This is a genomic window from Sphingobacterium litopenaei (assembly GCF_014692495.1).
Taxonomy (GTDB): domain Bacteria; phylum Bacteroidota; class Bacteroidia; order Sphingobacteriales; family Sphingobacteriaceae; genus Sphingobacterium; species Sphingobacterium litopenaei.
The window spans coordinates 1-3365 of sequence record NZ_JACOIJ010000069.1; the positions used below are offsets into that span (position 1 = coordinate 1).

The following is a 3365-nucleotide window of genomic DNA, read 5'->3' on the forward strand; positions in this document are numbered from 1 at the left end:
CAGTTCTTATCGTGACTTATCAATCGTAAAAACAGGCTCCTAACGCCTAATGAACTGTCCAAGTTGCAATAAGAATGAGAGAAGGGGACTAACATTTCGAAGAGTGTTTATTGACTAATGACGGACTGAAATCTTGCTCTTTCTCTCTGCTGGATCTTTTTAAACTGAACAAAATTATATTCTGTTTAATATTATCCAAATATATTCCTACAAACTTACGATGACGATTTAAACGTTCTTAAAGAATTATAATTCAAGAATACCCTAAGGTCTTTACATTTTAGAAAACTGTCGCCTCACAAATTTTTCGCGAAAATGTAGGGATGGGAATCCGTTGTTGCGAAAGTTTTAAGCGACACGGTTTTGCTTCCTTTTGACAAGACAAAAGGAAGAGCCCCTCGCGGCTTGAGCGAGACTGTTTTCATTTAGACTGCTATCTTCGCTGTGTTGTTCATTCACACCTAGAATTCAGTTCATATCTTTTAATTCTCTTGGTGTATGAGTTTATATCGAATAGTCAATTTCAAAAAGTAAAAAATAATTGTATACCTGAAAATTATATCTTATCTTTGCAACTCATTAAAGAAAATTAAATAAATAACAATGTACGCAATAGTAAGTATAGCAGGACAGCAATTTAAAGTTGCAAAAGACCAATATCTTTTTGTACACCGTTTACAAGGAGATGAAGGCGCTAGTATTGAATTTGACACAGTATTGTTGGCAGAAGATGGCGGCAAAATCACTGTAGGTGCTCCAAGCATCGCAGGTGCTAAAGTTTCAGCAACGATTTTGTCTCATTTAAAAGGTGATAAAGTTATCGTTTTCAAGAAAAAACGTCGTAAAGGCTACAAAAAGAAAAACGGTCACCGTCAACAATTCTCTAAAATCCAGATCACTGGTATCAGTTTATAATCGAATTTTTAATCAGACGACAGTCTTAAATTAAGATAAAGAAATGGCACACAAAAAAGGTGCGGGTAGTTCTAAGAACGGCCGTGAGTCACACAGTAAGAGATTAGGTATCAAAATTTTTGGTGGTCAAAAAGCTATCGCTGGTAACATCATCGTACGTCAACGTGGAACAGTTCACAATCCAGACGCTAACGTAGGTATCGGTAAAGACCACACTTTGTTTGCTTTAGTAGACGGTACAGTAGTTTTCCGTAAAAAAGCTAACAACAAATCTTACGTTTCAGTAGTTCCTGCTGAGCAAAACTAAGATTGCCTAACAATATCACAAAGCCGCTAAGTTACTTGGCGGCTTTTGTTTTTTGAAGGGATATATGTGAATTATCCCTCATATTTTAACCCGAGGCTCTTTCAGATTTTTGACAAGGTCCTCACAATAAATTACATGAAGACTTTCAAAGATTTAAAAGTTAGTGCGCCTATTTTGGATGCACTGGAAAAACAAGGTTACCAAAATCCTACGCCTATTCAAGAGCAGGCAATTCCTGAAGTATTAAAAGGTAAAGATTTATTAGGCTGTGCACAGACCGGTACAGGTAAGACAGCAGCATTCTCTATTCCTATTCTACAATTACTGAATAATTTCAAACCCAAAGAACATAAACGCGGAACGATTCGTTCGTTGATTTTGACGCCTACGCGTGAGTTGGCGATTCAGATTGATGAATCTATTGAGGCGTATGGTGAAAACCTAAAGCTGAAACACGCTGTAATTTTTGGAGGTGTAAACCAATTCAATCAAGTACAACAAATCCGTCAAGGTGTCGATATCTTAGTCGCTACGCCAGGACGTTTATTGGATTTGGTATCCCAAAAAATCGTTTGGTTGGATAAGATTGAGATTTTGGTGTTGGACGAAGCGGATAGAATGTTGGATATGGGATTTATCCATGACGTAAAACGCGTTTTATCTCTAGTCCCTGAGAAAAGACAAACGTTATTTTTCTCGGCGACCATGCCTAAACAAATTCAAGCTTTAGCGGATTCTATTTTGCGCCATCCAGTAAAAGTAGAAGTAACGCCTGAGTCTACAACGGCAGAAACAATTCAACAGACTTTATATTATATCGAAAAAGCAAATAAGCCTAAGGCGTTATTGCAATTGTTGAATACCCGTGTTGATGACAGCGTATTGGTTTTTGCTCGTACCAAACATGGTGCTGACCGTTTGGTGAAATTGTTGCACAAGAATGAAATTACAGCGGCTGCTATTCACGGTAACAAATCCCAAAATGCGCGTCAAAATGCGTTAGAAGCATTCAAGAAAAAAGAAATAAAAGTCTTAGTAGCTACAGATATTGCTGCTCGTGGAATTGATATCGACTTGTTGCAGTATGTGATTAACTACGAGATTCCAAATATGCCTGAATCGTACGTACACCGTATTGGTCGTTCGGGCAGGGCAGGAGCATCTGGTTTTGCGATATCGATGTGCGATGTAGAAGAAATTCCATACATTAAGGATATTCAATATACAATAGGTTTTGAATTACCTGTAGAAGTGATGGAAGGATTGAGTATGTCTCCTCAGTTTGTGCAGAAAAATCAATTCGCAGCTTCTCAAGGCAAAGGCAAAAATGGAGGCGCCAAAGAGCAACCGAAAGAAGGTACAAAACCTGACTATCGTCATAAAAAGAAAACAAAACCTACGAGTAAAGAACGTAGAAGAAAGCAAGCCGGAAATTCTGCTGGTGGAGGTTCTAGAACAAGATAAAAGTAAAAGGGAAGCGAAAGCTTCTTTTTTTTATAAAAAAGAAGTATATAGGGATAAATTCTTACACGTTATTTTTAAGTTTTTTGAAACAATTAATAAATTCCTATATTTAATTCTTATCTCTTTGCAAAGAATTAGATAAGAATTAAAACCAATATTAACTAATGAAGAACTTATTTTATCTACTTATCCTGCTATTTATCTTATTAGGGTGTAGCAAATCTGGAACATGTTATTATGATGGAAAAATTCTAATAAGCGGACCAAAAGGTGGGTGTTATTATAATAATAACAGTGGCAATAAAGTATACGTTGATCGTTCTTTCTGTAATTGCAATTAACGCATTATGAAAAAAATGTACCTAATTTACTTAATTGTATTTATTACTATTTCATGTAGAGTAGAAAACTTCTATAATGTAACTAGGAAGTGTAAAGCAAACTGTGTCATTGAGCTCTAAATAGATATAGGTCCCCTTCGGACCTATATCTATTTAGAGCCGCCGAAGGCTTTCATTCTATCACCAAATTTAAGGTGGAGTTGTTGCATTTTCAAGCCCCAATTACGAATTGGCATAGTCCATTTTTTGCTTATGTTTTGTATTGCCAGATAAATTAACTTTAATAACGCTTGATCTGAAGTAAACGCTCCTTTTGTTTTAGTCACTTTCCTAATTTG

3 protein-coding genes and 1 pseudogene are annotated in these 3365 nt (G+C 36.2%); 3 read left to right on the forward strand and 1 reads right to left on the reverse strand.

All coding sequences use genetic code 11. The annotated features are described in order from the left end of the window. The first annotated feature begins 603 nt into the window (after positions 1 to 603). The 3 genes from rplU (at position 604) to H8B04_RS16745 (ending at position 2686) form a co-directional block, all read left to right on the forward strand. On the forward strand, positions 604 to 915 hold the full coding sequence (gene rplU / locus H8B04_RS16735) for a 50S ribosomal protein L21 (protein ID WP_165292631.1): 312 nt from the start codon (positions 604 to 606) through the stop codon (positions 913 to 915). 43 nt (positions 916 to 958) lie between these two features. After that, positions 959 to 1222, forward strand: coding sequence for a 50S ribosomal protein L27 (gene rpmA / locus H8B04_RS16740; RefSeq protein ID WP_159635129.1), 264 nt, complete (start codon positions 959 to 961; stop codon positions 1220 to 1222). Between the two features lie 135 nt (positions 1223 to 1357). Then, positions 1358 to 2686, forward strand: a complete 1329-nt coding sequence (locus tag H8B04_RS16745) for a DEAD/DEAH box helicase (protein ID WP_190303055.1) — start codon at positions 1358 to 1360, stop codon at positions 2684 to 2686. 490 nt (positions 2687 to 3176) lie between these two features. Here the strand turns inward: H8B04_RS16745 and H8B04_RS16750 are convergent. After that, positions 3177 to 3365: pseudogene (locus H8B04_RS16750) on the reverse strand (IS256 family transposase); the annotation flags it as partial.

Coding starts and splice junctions, on each gene's coding strand:
- rplU (WP_165292631.1), top strand. CDS start 604: ATGTACGCAATAGTAAGTATAGCAGGACAGCAATTTAAAGTTGCAAAA.
- rpmA (WP_159635129.1), top strand. CDS start 959: ATGGCACACAAAAAAGGTGCGGGTAGTTCTAAGAACGGCCGTGAGTCA.
- H8B04_RS16745 (WP_190303055.1), top strand. CDS start 1,358: ATGAAGACTTTCAAAGATTTAAAAGTTAGTGCGCCTATTTTGGATGCA.